15 protein-coding genes are annotated in these 15,084 nt (G+C 68.7%); all 15 read left to right on the top strand.

Going from position 1 to position 15,084, the window contains the following annotated elements; all coding sequences use genetic code 11:
- Positions 1–32 precede the first annotated feature (32 nt).
- A complete protein-coding gene (gene dacB, locus QF050_RS02495) occupies positions 33–1,553 on the top strand; it encodes a D-alanyl-D-alanine carboxypeptidase/D-alanyl-D-alanine-endopeptidase (RefSeq protein WP_308929000.1) in 1,521 nt (506 codons plus the stop codon).
- 266 nt (positions 1,554–1,819) lie between these two features.
- Positions 1,820–2,950 carry a zinc-dependent metalloprotease gene (locus QF050_RS02490; RefSeq protein WP_308928999.1) on the top strand — a complete coding sequence of 377 codons (1,131 nt, stop codon included), beginning with the start codon at positions 1,820–1,822 and terminating at the stop codon, positions 2,948–2,950.
- 114 nt (positions 2,951–3,064) lie between these two features.
- The gene (gene tilS / locus QF050_RS02485; protein ID WP_308932078.1) at positions 3,065–4,138 is read left to right on the top strand and encodes a tRNA lysidine(34) synthetase TilS; all 1,074 of its coding nucleotides are present in this window, start codon (positions 3,065–3,067) and stop codon (positions 4,136–4,138) included.
- Between the two features lie 30 nt (positions 4,139–4,168).
- Complete coding sequence (hpt, locus tag QF050_RS02480) at positions 4,169–4,720, top strand: hypoxanthine phosphoribosyltransferase (protein ID WP_308928998.1); 552 nt, start codon at positions 4,169–4,171, stop codon at positions 4,718–4,720.
- Between the two features lie 41 nt (positions 4,721–4,761).
- Positions 4,762–5,820: a LacI family DNA-binding transcriptional regulator gene (locus tag QF050_RS02475; protein WP_308928997.1), complete on the top strand. Its 1,059-nt coding sequence runs from the start codon at positions 4,762–4,764 to the stop codon at positions 5,818–5,820.
- A gap of 172 nt (positions 5,821–5,992) precedes the next feature.
- Positions 5,993–8,056 (top strand): ATP-dependent zinc metalloprotease FtsH, encoded by a 2,064-nt coding sequence (gene ftsH / locus QF050_RS02470; RefSeq protein WP_308928996.1) that lies wholly within the window; start codon positions 5,993–5,995, stop codon positions 8,054–8,056.
- A gap of 9 nt (positions 8,057–8,065) precedes the next feature.
- Positions 8,066–8,710 (top strand): GTP cyclohydrolase I FolE, encoded by a 645-nt coding sequence (gene folE, locus QF050_RS02465; RefSeq protein WP_308928995.1) that lies wholly within the window; start codon positions 8,066–8,068, stop codon positions 8,708–8,710.
- Between the two features lie 6 nt (positions 8,711–8,716).
- Positions 8,717–9,655, top strand: a complete 939-nt coding sequence (gene folP, locus QF050_RS02460) for a dihydropteroate synthase (RefSeq protein ID WP_308928994.1) — start codon at positions 8,717–8,719, stop codon at positions 9,653–9,655.
- A gap of 13 nt (positions 9,656–9,668) precedes the next feature.
- Positions 9,669–10,061 carry a dihydroneopterin aldolase gene (gene folB / locus QF050_RS02455; protein WP_308928993.1) on the top strand — a complete coding sequence of 131 codons (393 nt, stop codon included), beginning with the start codon at positions 9,669–9,671 and terminating at the stop codon, positions 10,059–10,061.
- A complete protein-coding gene (gene folK, locus QF050_RS02450) occupies positions 10,058–10,603 on the top strand; it encodes a 2-amino-4-hydroxy-6-hydroxymethyldihydropteridine diphosphokinase (RefSeq protein WP_308928992.1) in 546 nt (181 codons plus the stop codon). Before folB ends, folK begins: the two co-directional genes overlap by 4 nt.
- Positions 10,600–11,145, top strand: coding sequence for a DUF3180 domain-containing protein (locus QF050_RS02445; protein ID WP_308928991.1), 546 nt, complete (start codon positions 10,600–10,602; stop codon positions 11,143–11,145). Before folK ends, QF050_RS02445 begins: the two co-directional genes overlap by 4 nt.
- Positions 11,126–11,638, top strand: coding sequence for a PH domain-containing protein (locus QF050_RS02440; RefSeq protein ID WP_308928990.1), 513 nt, complete (start codon positions 11,126–11,128; stop codon positions 11,636–11,638). Before QF050_RS02445 ends, QF050_RS02440 begins: the two co-directional genes overlap by 20 nt.
- A complete protein-coding gene (locus QF050_RS02435; protein ID WP_374121490.1) occupies positions 11,635–13,254 on the top strand; it encodes a PH domain-containing protein in 1,620 nt (539 codons plus the stop codon). Before QF050_RS02440 ends, QF050_RS02435 begins: the two co-directional genes overlap by 4 nt.
- Positions 13,247–14,140, top strand: coding sequence for a DUF2520 domain-containing protein (locus QF050_RS02430; RefSeq protein WP_308928989.1), 894 nt, complete (start codon positions 13,247–13,249; stop codon positions 14,138–14,140). Before QF050_RS02435 ends, QF050_RS02430 begins: the two co-directional genes overlap by 8 nt.
- Positions 14,141–15,070 carry a pantoate--beta-alanine ligase gene (locus QF050_RS02425; RefSeq protein ID WP_308928988.1) on the top strand — a complete coding sequence of 310 codons (930 nt, stop codon included), beginning with the start codon at positions 14,141–14,143 and terminating at the stop codon, positions 15,068–15,070.
- Positions 15,071–15,084 lie beyond the last annotated feature (14 nt).

The following is a 15,084-nucleotide window of genomic DNA, read 5'->3' as shown; positions in this document are numbered from 1 at the left end:
GGAAATTTCAGGACTTGAGGACCAGTACCAGCATGAGCAACACAACCGGCACGGATTCGCGGCGTGCCCGCCGCTCCCGGGGCTCCGGAGGCCTGGTCCAGGGCTTGCGAACCTCCATCCCGCCGGTGCTGGTGACCTTGCTCCTGTTCGTTCTCGCCGTTCCGGCGGTCCTGGTGGTGGCACCCGGATTCGTGGGCCCGGGCTCGCCCGCCCCGGCCCCGTCGGCGCCCGCCTGGCAGCAGCTCCCGGCCACCATTTCGGCCCCGCAGGTCCTTGCCCCGCTCCAGCAGTCCGCGCCGGTGCCCCTACCCTCGGCGGTGACGGCCCAGGTGGATCCGTTGTTGAAGACCGACGGCGGCGGTACGTTCACCGGCGTGGTGCAGGACGCGTCCACGGGCCAGGTCCTTTTTGACCGCGGCGGCGCGGAAGGCCGGGTGCCGGCGTCGAACCTCAAATTGCTGACGTCGGTTGCCGCGCTGCGGACCCTGGGACCGGACCACCGTTTCGCCACGAAGGTGCTGCGCGGTCCCGCCCCCGGGCAGGTTGTGCTGGTGGGCGGTGGCGACGTACTGCTCGGTGCAGGGGAGTCGCAGCCGGAACAAACCCTTGGCCACGCCGGCATGGCCACCCTTGCCGCCCTGGCCGTGGACGCCCTGCGGGCAGCGGCCGCCACCGGGGAGATCAAAGTGCTGCTGGACGATTCACTATTCACCGGCCCCGCGCTGAACCCGGCCTGGCTGGCCGGCGACGTTGAAGCAGGCGAAATCGCGCCGCTCTACCCGCTGGCCCTCAACTCTGCGCGCTTCGATCCCGCCGTCGCCACGGGTCCCCGGCCCCAGGATGCCGCCATGGCCGCGGCCGAGGAATTCGCGGCCCGGCTCCGTGCGGCAGGTGCCGGAGCAGGCCTGACAGTCGCCGCCGGCGTCGACCGTTCACCCGGGGCGGCCACGGCGGCAGGCGCAGCCGGCCAGATGGCGCAGCCCGCGGTGCTGGCACAGGTTGAATCAGCCACCGTGGCCGAGCAGGTGGACCTCATGCTGCAGGTATCGGACAACTACCTGGCGGAAACCATGGGCCGGATGACGGCGGTGGCCACCGGCCGGCCCGGCAGCAATGACGGAGCCACGGCCGCAGTCGGTGCCGAGGCAGGGGCTGCCGGCGTAGCCTCGGACACCATCAAACTGGCGGATGTGTGCGGGCTGGCCCTGGGCAACCAGGTTTCTGCCCGCCAGTTCGCGGACGTGGTCCGGGCCATCACCACTGGCGCAGATTCCAGGCTCCGCGGCGCGCTGGACGGCTTTCCGGTGGGTGGCCTGTCCGGAACCCTGGATACCCGGTACGGGGATGCCGCCACGGCAGGTGGCGCGGGGCTGGTGCGCGCCAAGACCGGGACGTTGAACACCGTCCTGGCGCTGAGCGGCTATGTAGTGGACGCCGACGGCCGGCTCCTGGTGTTCTCGTTCATCGGCAACGGACTCACGCAGGGGGCTGTCGGGAACAAGCAGGCGCTGGACCGGGCTGCCACCGCGCTGGCAGGGTGCGGCTGCCGCTGACCTACTGCGGCTGCACGCCCAGCAACGCGGCTGTGACGACGGCGGCAAGCACCGCTGCCCAGCCCTTGCGCGGGCCTGTGGTCAGGGGAGGGATGGGGCGGTAGGGGATCATGATGGCCTCCTTCTCAAGGGTTATCAGCCTGTACCTCCACGATGGCGCAGCGGACTGGGCCGGCGCTTTCGGCACCCTGTGCGGTGGCTGTGGAAGTTCGCCGGTCAGCGAACTTTAAGGACGTGCCCCGGGCTGCTGTGTTCTGATGGGAACCATGGAGTCCACTGCGCGCGAGTCCGCACCGACGTTGTCCCCAACGGCCCAGTCCCTGATCAATTGGGACCTCGCTGCTTCCACCGCGGCGCGGCTGGCTCCGGCCGGCCCAGTGCTGGATGAAAAGGCCATTGCCGAGGCGGTGGACAGCCTGCGCCGGCTCGCGGACGAGTCTGTCCCGCACGTCCACGAAATCACCGGCTTGGAAGCCGCGCGGGACTTGAGGGACTCCTCAGTCTTGGTGGTTGACCGGGCGTCCTGGGCCAAGGCCAACACCCAGAGCTTTGCGGTGATGCTCAAGCCCGCCATGCAGAAGATGCTGGACACCCGCCGCGGGACCCTGAGCCCATCCGCGGCCAGCGTCAGCGGCGCCATCACCGGCAGCCAACTCGGTGCCGTGCTGGCCTTCCTCTCCAGCAAGGTGCTGGGCCAGTACGACCCATTCGCGGCGCTGGCCGAGAACTCCACCGCCCCTGCAGCCGGCAGGCTCCTGCTCGTGGCGCCGAACATCGTCTCGGTGGAGCGCGAACTCAACGTCGCGCCGGAGGACTTCCGGCTCTGGGTGTGCCTGCACGAGCAGACCCACCGTGTCCAGTTCGCCGCGGCGCCCTGGCTGCGCCACCACATGCTGGAGCAGATCGACGAACTCAGCGGCCACCTGCTGGGCAACGTCGATTCCCTGATGGAGCGCGCCACCGCAGCCGCTCGGTCCCTCAAGGACCGCTCCGCCACCGGAAACACGCCCGGCCGCGGCGCCATCCTGGACCTGCTGCAGGACCCCGAGGAGAAGGCCGCCATCTCGCACCTCACCGCGGTGATGAGCCTCCTCGAAGGGCACGCCAACGTGGTGATGGATGCCGTTGACGCCAGCATCGTCCCTTCGGTGAAGACCATCCGGCAGCGGTTCAACGACCGCGGCAAGGACCGCGGCGTCATCGAGAAGTTCATCCGCAGCCTGCTGGGCCTGGACGCAAAAATGCGGCAGTACTCCGACGGCGCCCGCTTTGTCCGCGCCGTGGTGGACGTGGCCGGCATGGAGGGCTTCAACAAGGTGTGGGAGTCTGCGGACAACCTGCCCACGGAGCCTGAGATCCACGACGCCAAGCTGTGGATTGACCGGATGGGCCTCTGATTGCCGGACGCCCAGCCGCCCCGCCCCTCCACGCCTGAAGCTCCCGCCACCCCGCGACGCAGCGGACGACGCCGGCCCGGAAGGCTCGCGCCCGTCGTCGGCACTGCACGCAAAATGCTCCAAAAAGCCCTCGCCGAGGCTGGATACCCGCGCCGCGTCACCGTCGCGTGCAGCGGCGGGCCCGACTCCCTGGCGCTCGCCGCGGTGGCCGCCTACTTCGCCCGCCGCGGAAACGTTGACGGCCACCCGCTGGCCGTGGGCGCCGTAGTGGTGGACCACCAGTTGCAGGCCGGCTCGGCCCAGGTTGCCGCCCGCACCGCGGAGGCACTGCGGGAGCTGGGCCTCGACCCCGTGGAAATCCGCTCTGTCACGGTCTCGGCCGCCGGCATGGGGCCCGAGGCCGCGGCCCGGGAGGCCCGGCACGCCGCGCTGGAGGCAGCAGCGGACCAGCAGGGCGCCGGCGCCATCCTTTTGGGCCACACCCTCGACGACCAGGCCGAGCAGGTGTTGCTGGGCCTGGCCCGCGGCTCCGGAACCCGTTCCCTCGCCGGGATGCGGCCCGCCCGGGCAGGAAACGGAAAAAGCGTCCTGCTGCGCCCGTTCCTGGGGCTGCGCCGGGCGGACACGGAGGAGATCTGCGCCGTGGAGGAACTGGACCCCTGGCACGATCCCACCAACAGCGACCCCGCGTTCGCCCGTTCGCGTACCCGGGTGGAGGTGCTCCCGCACCTTGAGGAGAAACTGGGCCCCGGCGTCGCCGAATCCCTGGCCCGGACAGCCGCGATCCTGCAGCTTGACGCGGACTACCTCGAGGATGTGGCGGAAAGCACCTACGCGTCCCTCGTGGAGCGGGACGGCAGTGGCCTGGCCCTGCCGGAGGAGGCGCTGCGCGCCCTGGCCCCTGCCATCAGGTTCCGCGTGATCGCCAAGGCGGCGGCCGACGCCGGCGCCCAGCAGCCAAGCTACCAGCGCCTTTTGGCGGCGGAAGCGCTGCTGCGGCGGCAGGGTTCCGCCGGCCCGGTGGAGCTTCCCGGCGGCGTGAGCGTGTACCGGCTATCACTGGCGCAACTGGAACGGCCGGCCGAGGCCGGCGGCCCGGGGAGCCCGGGAGGCGCCGGTTCCGTTCCCCGTGAACGGGTGCGCTGTGGGAAGCTAGTATTCCGGCCTCAAAAACCGCCCGAAAATTAGTCGCACCCCGCATCTAAACAGGAGCCATTGGTGGATTCAAACGACGTCCAGGCAGACCTCAAGCACGTTCTCTACACCAAGGAACAGATCCAGCAGCGGATCACCGAACTCGCCGCGCAGATCGACAAGGACTACGAAGGGCGCGAAATCCTCATTGTCGGTGTCCTCAAGGGCGCCGTGATGGTCATGGCGGACCTGGCCCGGGCCCTGCACAGCCACGTTTCGATGGACTGGATGGCAGTGTCCTCCTACGGCTCCGGGACCCAGTCCTCCGGCGTGGTGCGGATCCTGAAGGACCTGGACACCGACCTGATGGGCAAGGACGTCCTGATCGTCGAAGACATCATCGATTCCGGCCTCACGCTGTCCTGGCTGAAGACCAACCTCGAATCCCGCGGCACCGCCTCGGTGGAGATCTGCACCGCGTTCCGCAAGCCCACCGCCGCCAAGGTGCAGATCGACGTCAAGTACGTCGGCTACGACATCCCCAACGAATTCGTGGTGGGCTACGGCCTGGACTACGCCGAAAAGTACCGCAACCTGGACTTCGTGGGAACCCTCGCCCCGCACGTCTACGAATAAGCTGCCCGCGACCGCAGCCCCTGCTGCCCAAGGCAACCACCGTGAGTAGCAGGAACATCGGCATCAGGGACGTGGCCCGGGCGGCCGGGGTGTCCGCAACCACCGTTTCCCATGTCCTCAATGACGCGCCGTATGCCCGCGTCAGCCCGGAGACACGCGAAAAAGTGAAGACGACGGCGGTCCGGCTGGGGTACGGGCCCAACCGGCTGGCCCGGGCCCTCCGCAGCCGCAAGTCCGGCGTGCTGGGCCTGGTCAGCGAGGATGTTGCCACCACACCGCACGCCGGCCGCATCATCCTCGGCGCCGATGAAGCGGCCCGCGCCCGCGGCTACACCCTGATGATCATCAATACCGCGGGCTCGGCGGACCACGGCTCCCGCGAAGCGGACGTTGAGTCCCTGCTAGAGCGGCAGGTGGACGGCATCCTCTACGCCACCATGTACCACCGGTACCTGCAGGCGCCCGCCAACCTCGGCAAGGTCCCTTCCGTCCTGGTGGATGCCGTCACGGCCGACGACAGCTTCCCGGCCGTGGTCCCGGACGAGTACGGCGGCGCGGCCGCCGCGGTGGAAGCACTGCTTGCCGCAGGCCACACCCGGATCGGGTTCATCAACAACACCGAGGACGTTCCCTCCACCGTCCGGCGGCTCCAGGGTTTCCGGGACACGCTGACCCGTGCGGGCCTGGACGGTGCCTCCGCCCCTGTCCAGCCGGCGTCGTCCGATGCTGCCGGCGGATACGCTGCCGCCCGCAGGATGCTGGGAGGCGGCCACCCGCCGTCGGGCCTCTTCTGCTACAACGACCGCATGGCCATGGGCGCCTACCGCGCGGCCGCCGAGCTGGGCCTCTCCATCCCGGGCGACCTGTCGGTCGTCGGCTTCGATGACCAGGAACTGATTGCCGCCAGCCTCCACCCCGGCCTGACCACCGTGGCCCTGCCGCACTACGGGATGGGGGCCTGGGCGGCCGACCGGTTGATCGACGCGATCGAAGCCGGTCCGGGCGGCGCCGACGACCCCGACGGAACCACTGACCCGGTGCTCCTCGGCTGCCCGCTGGTCACCCGCGGGTCCATTGCAGCGCCGCGGGAACAGTCCTGACCGGGGCATTCCCGGATTTCCGGGCCCGCTACGCCCAAAGGGAACTTTTGCTTTTCGCTATGCGTGATGTACTCCGGACGGTGTATAGCTAGAAGCTGACGCAGCACCATCACGCGCGCAGACTACTCGCCGTGAAGCACTACCGGAAGGGACGGGGCCAGGCCCCGAACAGATGAAAGCTAAGAACTTCTTCAAAGGCCCGGGCATCTGGATCGTCGTTGTGGTCGGTCTGCTCCTCGTGGCCTTTGCAACGCTCGCCCCCGGCGGTGCGGCCCGGATAGATACGGACAAGGGCCTGGAACTGCTCTCCAGCAACAAGGTGGAGCAGGCCAAGATCTTCGACGGCGAGAACCGCGTTGACCTCACGCTGAAGGACAACCTCCAGGTGGACGGGCAGGACAAAGGCAAGAGCGTGCAGTTCTTCTTCGTGGACGCCCGTGCACAGGATGTGGTGAAGGCTGTCACCGACGCCAAGCCGGCCCAGGGCTTCACCGACCAGCCGATCGAAAGCAACTGGTTCTCCGGCCTGCTCTCGCTCCTGATCCCCGTCATCCTGCTGGGCGCCTTGTTCTGGTTCCTGATGACCCGCATGCAGGGCGGCGGTTCGAAGATCATGCAGTTCGGCAAGTCCAAGGCCAAGATGGTCAGCAAGGACATGCCGCAGGTGACCTTCGCCGACGTCGCAGGCGCGGATGAGGCCGTGGAGGAACTGCAGGAGATCAAGGAATTCCTGCAGGAGCCAGCCAAGTTCCAGGCCGTCGGTGCCAAGATCCCCAAGGGTGTGCTGCTCTACGGTCCCCCCGGCACCGGTAAGACCCTGCTGGCCCGCGCGGTCGCCGGTGAGGCCGGTGTGCCCTTCTTCTCCATCTCGGGCTCCGACTTCGTTGAGATGTTCGTCGGCGTCGGCGCCTCCCGCGTCCGCGACCTCTTCGAACAGGCCAAGGCCAACTCGCCGGCCATCATCTTCGTGGACGAGATCGACGCCGTCGGCCGGCACCGCGGCGCCGGAATCGGCGGCGGCAACGACGAACGCGAGCAGACCCTCAACCAGTTGCTGGTGGAGATGGACGGCTTCGACGTCAAGACCAACGTCATCCTGATCGCCGCCACCAACCGGCCCGACGTCCTGGACCCGGCCCTTCTGCGGCCGGGACGCTTCGACCGCCAGATTGGTGTGGACGCGCCCGACATGATCGGCCGCGACCAGATCCTGCAAGTCCACGCCAAAGGCAAGCCCATGGCGCCCGGCGTCGACCTCAAGGCCGTGGCCAAGAAAACCCCCGGCTACACGGGTGCCGATCTCGCCAACGTCCTCAACGAAGCCGCGCTCCTGACGGCGCGCTCCAATGCAAACCTCATTGACGACCGCGCCCTGGACGAGGCCATTGACCGAGTGATGGCCGGCCCGCAGAAGCGCAGCCGTGTCATGAAGGAACACGAGCGCAAGATCACCGCCTACCACGAGGGCGGGCACGCACTGGTGGCAGCAGCCTTGCGGAACTCCGCACCGGTCACCAAGATCACCATCCTGCCCCGCGGCCGGGCCCTGGGTTACACCATGGTGGTGCCGGACAACGACAAGTACTCCGTGACCCGCAACGAACTCCTGGACCAGATGGCGTACGCCATGGGCGGCCGTGTCGCCGAGGAGATCGTGTTCCACGATCCGTCCACCGGCGCCTCCAACGACATCGAAAAGGCCACCGGCACCGCACGCAAGATGGTTACCGAGTACGGCATGAGCGAACGCGTCGGCGCGGTCCGGCTGGGCCAGGGCGGCGGCGAGCCGTTCCTGGGACGCGACGCCGGGCACGAGCGCAACTACTCGGACCAGATCGCCTACGTTGTGGACGAGGAAGTGCGCCGGCTGATTGAGCAGGCCCACGATGAGGCGTACGAAATCCTCACCGAAAACCGGGACATCCTGGACTTCCTGGCCCTCGAGCTGCTGGAACGGGAAACCCTGAACCAGGCCGAGATCGCCGACATCTTCCGTGACGTCCGCAAGCGTGATTTCCGTGAGGTGTGGCTGTCCAAGGAGACCCGCGCCGTGCAGCTCAACGGGCCGGTGGAAAGCCGCCGGGAGAAGGCCGAGCGCGAGGCCCAGGAGGAAGCCAAGAAGGCCCGGATGGATGAGCCGCTGGATGCCCAGCCACCACATTCGCAGGGCGTTCCGGAGGATGCACCGTTTCACGGAGGCGCCCCCGAATCGGGGCCCGGGACCCTTCACGGCTAAGCTTTCCCTGTGACTTCCTTCGACGACGACGACGTTTCCGCCTCCGCCGAACACCTGGCGGAGGACGGTCACCGGTCCTCAAAGCATGAAAAAGTGGACCGGCCACGGATCGAGGCCGCCGTCCGTGAGATCCTCCTCGCCATCGGCGAGGACCCGGACCGCGGCGGCCTGGTGGATACCCCCAAAAGGGTTGCGAAGGCGTACGCCGAGGTGTTCGCCGGACTGCATCACAACCCTGCGGACGTCCTGTCCACCACTTTTGACCTGGACCACGAGGAGCTGGTCCTGGTCAAGGACATCCCGTTCTACTCCACGTGCGAGCACCACCTGGTGCCGTTCCACGGAGTGGCCCACGTTGGCTACATCCCATCGCATGACGGCAAGGTCACCGGGTTGAGCAAGCTGGCCCGGCTGGTGGACATCTACGCCCGCCGCCCGCAGGTGCAGGAGCGGCTGACCACGGAGATCGTTGAAGCGATGGTCCGCTACCTCAAGCCCCGCGGGGCGATCGTCGTTGTTGAATGCGAGCACATGTGCATGTCGATGCGCGGCATCCGCAAGCCCGGAGCGAAGACCGTCACCAGTGCGGTCCGCGGGCAGCTGCATGACCCGGCCACCCGTGCCGAGGCCATGAGCCTCATCCTCGGAAGGTAACAAACCATGGATTCACTCGCTGCAGCCCCCGGAACGGGGCCGGCAACCTCCCCGCTGCCCATTTTGCGCAAGCCCCGTCCGGCGGCGCGCTTCGAGGACCTCCCCACCGACCGCACGCTGGTCATGGGGATCCTGAACGTCACCCCGGACTCGTTCAGCGACGGCGGGAAGCACCCCACTGCGGACACCGCCATCGCGGCTGGCCTGCGGATGTTGTACGCGGGGGCGGACATCATTGACGTCGGCGGCGAGTCCACACGGCCAGGCGCCGAGGACGTTACGCCGGAGGAAGAGCAGCGGCGGGTCCTGCCGGTCATCGAAGCACTTGTGAAGGCCGGTGCGCTGGTCAGCATCGACACCACCCACGCTTCCACCGCGGCCGCCGCGCTGAAGGCCGGAGCCGCCATCATCAATGACGTCTCCGGGTTGAGTATCGAACCGGAAATGGCCGAGCTCGTCGCAGCGTCCAAGGTGCCCTACGTCCTCACGCACCGCCGCGGGGACGCCCGGACCATGAATTCCCTCGCTGAGTACACAGACGTGGCCGGCGAAGTTGTGGCGGAGCTGGCAGGGGTGCGCGACAAGCTCTACGCCGCGGGCGTCAGCCCCGAACAGATCATCGTTGACCCGGGCCTGGGATTCGCCAAGAACGATTCCCACAACTGGGAGCTGCTGCGGAACCTGGACCAGCTGGACAGCCTGGGGCACCGCGTGCTGGTGGCGGCCTCCCGCAAGAGGTTCCTTGGCACGCTGCTCACCGTCGCCGGCAAGTCCGCTGCTCCGGAGGAACGGGATGGTGCCACGGCGGCAATCACCGCCATCAGCGCCTCCCGCGGTGCCTGGGCTGTCCGCGTGCACGACGTCGGGTCAAGCCTCGACGCCGTCAAGGTGGCCGCCCGCATGGCTGCGGTACCCACGCCACAAACCGTACCCAAAACACACTAGGGCCGGGGGACCCATGGACAGGATTACGCTGACGGGTGTGACCGCCGTCGGCCATCACGGCGTGTTTGATTTTGAACGCCGCGAGGGCCAGCCTTTTGTGGTGGACGCGGTGCTTTACCTGGACTTCACCGCAGCGGCGGACTCCGATGATGTCCGTGACACCGCGCACTACGGCGAGGTGGCGCAGCGTATTACAGAATGGATCTCCGGGGAACCACTGAACCTCATCGAGGCCCTGGCCGTTCGGATTGCCGGCAGCCTTCTCTCCGAGTTCAAGCTCCAGGCCGTGGACATCACCGTGCACAAGCCCCAGGCTCCCATCGAGGTGCCCTTCGGCGACGTCGCCGTGACCGTCCACCGGACCCGCATCCCCGCCGGCAGCGGCCTGTCCGGGGAGCAGACATGAACGGCACCTACAGCAAAGCCGTGCTGGCCCTTGGCAGCAACCTTGGCGAGCGGAACGAAACCCTGACCGAAGCCGTAGCCGACCTGGTTGACCCGCCGGAAGTCCGGCTCCTGGCCGTGTCCCCGATCGTCCAAACGAAGGCCGTGGGCGGCCCGGCCGGCCAGCCGGACTTCCTGAACATGGTCATCACCGTGGAAACCAGCCTGAGCCCGCAGGACCTGCTGGAGCACTGCCAGGCGGTGGAGAACAAGCACCACCGCGTCCGCGAGGTCCGCTGGGGGCCGCGGACGCTCGACGTCGACATCATCACCTACGGCGACCTGCGCAGCGGCGATCCCGCACTGACCCTCCCGCATCCCCGTGCTGCCACGCGCGCCTTCGTCCTGTATCCCTGGTCGCTCATCGAACCTGCCGCCACCCTGGACGGGGAGCGGATCAGCGCGCTGGCGGCCCGCGCCGAGGACTTTGGCGATCTCGCCCCGTTCGACGGTTTCGGGGACTTCGACGGGATGCCGACGGCGGGAGCAGTGGAGCCGCGATGAAGCCCATCAACCCGCTGCGCCTGATGCTGATCGGCGTCGTCCTTGCCATCGCGGGCTGGGCGGCGACGGTGGTGACCAGCCGCTACGGCATTGCCACGCCTGTCCTTCCGGCCACCGCGCTGGCCACCATGGGCGTCATCGTCATCATCACGTTGATCCTGGGCATCCGGGTTTGGCGGTGGCGCAACAGCCAGAAGCCCGGCAGCAAGGCAAAGAAGACCCAACTGGATCCGCTGCTGGCTGCGCGGACGCTGATCCTTGCCCAGGCGTGTGCCTACGCCGGAACGGTTCTGCTGGGCTGGCACGTGGGCATCTTCCTGGACCAGTTGAGGATATGGAGCATGCGAAGCGACCAGGGCATCACCTGGCTGGCGCTGGCCATGGCCGGCGGCGGCCTGGTGATGATCGTGGTGGGACTGCTGGTGGAGCGGTTCTGCCGGATTCCCCCGGAGGACGGCGACACCAACAGTGCCGACGGCAAGGGCCGCCCTGCCCGCGGGGAGGCCGCCGGGGAAGGCGAATATGCGTACCGAGGCGATTGACCCGCCCGGTATTGCCTGGCAGCGGGTGTCACCACGGTATGTCACGGTACGGCTGGCGGAATGGGCCCTGGGCAACCTGGTTGCGGTGCTGGTCCTGTCCGCTCCGCTGGTGTTTGTCCTCCTCGGCTGGTGGTCCTGGCCGCCGCTGTGGCTGGCCGTGACCGTCCCGGCCGCCATGCTGGTGCTGGCCTTGTGGCGGCTGGTGCTCATTCCGCGGCAGGTCCGGGCTATCGGCTACGCCGAACGGGATGAGGACCTGCTGGTCAGGGGCGGCATCTTCTTCCAGCGCACCATGGCCGTGCCGTATGGCCGCATGCAGTATGTGGATATCGCCGTCGGGCCGGTGGAGCGCGCCCTGGGCCTGTGCACGCTGAAACTCCACACCGCCTCGCCCGGCACCAACGCCCGCCTTCCCGGCCTGCTTGCGGCTGAGGGCGCCCGGCTGAGGGAAGAACTGACTGCCCGCGGCGAAGCCAGGCTGGCCGGGCTGTGACCGCTGACGGCCAGCTGCCTGCCAGGCCGTCTGCTGCGGCAGGCCGGGACACTGCTGCAGCGTCCGACGACGGATGGCTGCGTGTGCACCCCGCCTCGCCGTTCGTCAGGGGCTGGTTTGCCCTTGCCGCCATTGCGTTCTTCTTTGGCCGGGACATCTTTGAACGGGCCCTGCAGGGCCAGCCCGTTTTCGAGGAAGGCCTGGCGCGGCGCGCCCCGTGGCTCCTGGGCGGTGGCGCAGCAGTGCTGGCCATGGCGGTGCTGGGATTCGTGCTGACCTGGTACTTCACCAAATACCAGGTGTCCGGCGGCTACGTCCGGGTCACCAGCGGCCTGCTGTTCCGCCAGCACCGGCAGGCACGGCTGGACCGGGTGCAGGCCATCGACATCGTGCAGCCGCTGCTGGCCCGCATCTTCGGCCTGGCCGAACTCAAGTTCGAGGTGGCCGATGCGGGCGAGTCCGCGGTGCGGCTCGCCTACCTCAAGATCGACGACGCGCGCCAACTTCGTGCCACCATCCTGTCCCGGGCGTCGGGTGCCGCAGCCGTCGCCACGTCCGGAGCCGGCGTCGTTGCCGGGGCCGAACAGCCGTCCCGGCCCGCACCCGAGGCGCCGGAATTCCCGGTACTTTCCGTCCCGCCGTCGCGCCTTCTTGGATCGCTGCTGCTCAGTGAGCAGAGCTTCTTTGTTGTGGTGGGCGGCGCCGCCTCCGTGGTGTTGTCCGCGGTGACGGACAACCGGGCCTTCTACTTCTACCTGGTGCCGGCGGCCCTGGGCCTGGCGGCGGGCTACTGGAATTACTTCAACCGGGGCTACAACTTCAGGGCTGCGGTCTCGCCGGACGGTATCCGGCTGCGGTACGGCCTGCTGGACACCCAGACGCAGACCCTTCCGCCCGGCCGGATCCAGGCCGTGAAGGTTGCCCAGTCGCCGCTGTGGCGCCCGTTCGGCTGGTACCGGATGCAGGTGAATGTGGCCGGCTACGGGCAGTCCGGCAACGCCGTCGAGGGCAATACCAGGACCATCCTCCTGCCCGTGGGCACGATGCCCGACGTCCTGGCCATGCTCTCCCTGGTGCTGCCGGACCCGGGAACCGACCAGCCCGCGGCGGTTTTTGCAGCCGGCCTGACGGGGCGGGATTCCGACGGCGGGTTCGTCACCACGCCGCGGCGGGCGTGGCTGCTGGCTCCCTTCGCCTGGCGCCGCAATGGCTTTGCCGCCACGGACACGGCCCTGTTGATCCGCTCCGGTCGCTGGTGGCGGGAGCTCGCGGTGGTTCCCCACCAGCGAACGCAGTCGATGGCCTTGCAGCAGGGGCCCGTGGCACGGCGGTTCCGGGTGGCAGACCTGGTGCTGCACACCACCGCCGGACCCGTCGCCCCGCGGCTGACCCAGGCGGGGCTGGATGAGGCACGGCAACTCTTCAACGACCAGTCCGCGCGTGCCCGGCTGGCGCGGAAGCGGCAAGCCACGGAGCAGTGGCTGCGGCAGGTTGCCCCGGCCGTTGACCAGCTGCACCCGTTTGGAACCGAACTGGTGGTTGACCCTGGAGCCACCACCACGGGGCCTGTGAAAGCGAGCACCCCCTACCAACAGGAAGGCCAGCAGCATGGCTAAACCCGGACGCCTCGGCGTCGGAATTATTGGCGCCGGCAAGGTGGGAGCCGTGCTCGGCGCGGCTTTGCGCGCTGCCGAGCACGCCGTCGTCGGGGTCTCGGCGGTCTCAGACGCAAGCCGTGAACGTGCCGGGTCCCTCCTGCCGGGCGTTCCCATCCTGGAGGTGCAGGACATCGTGGAGCGCGCCGAACTGGTGCTGCTGGCCGTGCCCGACGACGCCCTGCCGGGCCTCGTGGAGGGGCTGGCGAAGCTCGGCGCCTGGCAGCCCGGCCAGCTGGTGGCCCACACCTCCGGCCGCTTCGGCGTGGGCGTGCTGCATCCGGTGCGCGCCGCCGGTGCCGTGCCGCTGGCCCTGCACCCGGCCATGACGTTCACTGGCATGAGCCTGGACCTCACCCGGTTGCTGGACTGCACCTTCGGCGTAACGGCCGATGCCGCCATGCTGCCCATCGCCCAGGCCCTGGTGGTGGAGATGGGCGCGGAACCGGTGGCCATCGCGGAAGCGGACAGGACCCTCTACCACGCTGCCCTGGCCCATGGTTCCAACCACATGGCCACCCTCGTGGCGCAGGCGTCACAGCTGCTGCGCGAGGTAGGGGTGGAGCTGCCGGAGCGCATGCTGGGCCCGTTGCTGCGGGCAACGCTGGAAAACGCGCTGGCCTCCGGGGAATCCGCACTGACCGGCCCGGTGGCCCGCGGGGATGTGGGGACGGTCCGGGCCCACGCGGAGGCGTTGCGGGAGTTCGACGGCGGCGGGCACGGTGACGTGCTGGAGGCCTACCTTGCCATGGCCCGGGCCACAGCCCTGCGGGCGGAGGGCCGCGGACTGCTCAAACCCGACCAGCTGAAGGGGCTGCGCGAGGCCCTCGATCCGAAGGAAGACTGAATGTCCATTCAACTCGTCACCACCGTCGCCGGCCTGCACGCCGAGAACGCCCGGCTCCTCAGCGCCAAGCGAGGCGCTTCACAGGGGCTGGTACCCACCATGGGCGCACTCCACGAGGGCCATGCCGCGCTGGCGCGTACCGCCGTCGAAGACAATGACGTGGTGGTGGCGAGCATCTTCGTCAACCCCCTGCAGTTCGGCGACGCCGTGGACCTGGACCGCTATCCAAGGACGCTTGACGCGGACCTTGCCCTGCTGGAGGAACAGGGCGTGGACCTGGCCTTCGCGCCCTCCGTTGAGGAGGTCTATCCCGGCGGGGAGCCGCTGGTGCGGATCACCTCCGGCCGCCTCGGCGACAAATGGGAGGGCGCATCACGGCCCGGCCATTTCGACGGGGCGTTGACCGTGGTGGCGAAGCTGCTGCACTATGGCATGCCGGCGACAGGGCTTCCGGCCGGGTCCGCGGGCGCAGCTTCCCCCGGCGGTGGCCTGCCGGCGTACCGGGCCTACTTTGGGCAGAAGGACGCCCAGCAGCTGGCCCTGGTGCGGCGGATGGCGGCGGACCTGAACTTCCCGGTGGAGATCGTCGGCGTGCCCACGGTGAGGTCGGCGGACGGGCTGGCGTTGTCCAGCCGTAACCGGTTCCTGTCCGATGACCAGCGGGACGCCGCGCTGGTCCTGTCCCGGGCACTGCGGCTGCTGGAAGAGCGTGCGAATGCCCACGAGCCCCTGGACCTTGAATCGGCGCTGGCCCTGGTGGAGTCCCAGCCGCTGGTGGAACTGGACTACTTCGAAGTGGTGGATCCGGGCACGCTCGAGCCGTTGGCGGAGAACTGCAGGGAGACTCCCTTCCGTGGCGACGCCCTGGCCCTCATCGCGGCCAAGGTGGGCCCGGTCCGGCTGATCGACAACATGCCGCTCAGTTCCTGAAGCGCTGGGTTCCA

The organism is Arthrobacter sp. SLBN-112 (genome assembly GCF_030944625.1).
GTDB lineage: Bacteria > Actinomycetota > Actinomycetes > Actinomycetales > Micrococcaceae > Arthrobacter.
The sequence above is the reverse complement of the archived record's forward strand: the minus strand, read 5'-3'. Positions and strand labels throughout refer to the sequence as shown.

What these genes read in the sequence shown, in the direction of transcription:
- dacB (WP_308929000.1), top strand. Translation starts at nt 33, where the DNA reads ATGAGCAACACAACCGGCACGGATTCGCGGCGTGCCCGCCGCTCCCGG.
- tilS (WP_308932078.1), top strand. Translation starts at nt 3,065, where the DNA reads ATGCTCCAAAAAGCCCTCGCCGAGGCTGGATACCCGCGCCGCGTCACC.
- QF050_RS02490 (WP_308928999.1), top strand. Translation starts at nt 1,820, where the DNA reads ATGGAGTCCACTGCGCGCGAGTCCGCACCGACGTTGTCCCCAACGGCC.
- folK (WP_308928992.1), top strand. Translation starts at nt 10,058, where the DNA reads ATGAACGGCACCTACAGCAAAGCCGTGCTGGCCCTTGGCAGCAACCTT.
- QF050_RS02430 (WP_308928989.1), top strand. Translation starts at nt 13,247, where the DNA reads ATGGCTAAACCCGGACGCCTCGGCGTCGGAATTATTGGCGCCGGCAAG.
- ftsH (WP_308928996.1), top strand. Translation starts at nt 5,993, where the DNA reads ATGAAAGCTAAGAACTTCTTCAAAGGCCCGGGCATCTGGATCGTCGTT.
- folB (WP_308928993.1), top strand. Translation starts at nt 9,669, where the DNA reads ATGGACAGGATTACGCTGACGGGTGTGACCGCCGTCGGCCATCACGGC.
- QF050_RS02425 (WP_308928988.1), top strand. Translation starts at nt 14,141, where the DNA reads ATGTCCATTCAACTCGTCACCACCGTCGCCGGCCTGCACGCCGAGAAC.
- folP (WP_308928994.1), top strand. Translation starts at nt 8,717, where the DNA reads ATGGATTCACTCGCTGCAGCCCCCGGAACGGGGCCGGCAACCTCCCCG.
- QF050_RS02445 (WP_308928991.1), top strand. Translation starts at nt 10,600, where the DNA reads ATGAAGCCCATCAACCCGCTGCGCCTGATGCTGATCGGCGTCGTCCTT.
- QF050_RS02440 (WP_308928990.1), top strand. Translation starts at nt 11,126, where the DNA reads ATGCGTACCGAGGCGATTGACCCGCCCGGTATTGCCTGGCAGCGGGTG.